Below are 231 nucleotides of genomic sequence, written 5' to 3' on the forward strand. Positions count from 1 at the left end.
GATATTGGCTGTACTGCACTGGCAATAAAAACAAAACGCTTTTTTCGTCAAATTCCTGAAGCTATGATTGATGAAGCCAAGAAACTTGACTTTCCAATCATTGAACTACCGTATTTCTATTCATTTTCAGAAATATCACAGCTGATATTTCAACAGATTTATAAAGAAAAAAATACTCAAGCAGAACATGAACAACGTTTTTTATCCAATTTTATGCAGCAAATATTAAAT

General features: G+C 30.7%; 1 protein-coding gene. It reads left to right on the forward strand.

Annotated features, from left to right (window positions below; all coding sequences use genetic code 11):
* The coding region (locus H6A07_RS10105) for a PucR family transcriptional regulator ligand-binding domain-containing protein (RefSeq protein WP_204814779.1) at positions 1-231 on the forward strand (231 nt) is incomplete at both ends.

It is taken from the genome of Olsenella uli (genome assembly GCF_016899935.1).
GTDB classification, from domain to species: domain Bacteria; phylum Actinomycetota; class Coriobacteriia; order Coriobacteriales; family Atopobiaceae; genus Thermophilibacter; species Thermophilibacter uli_B.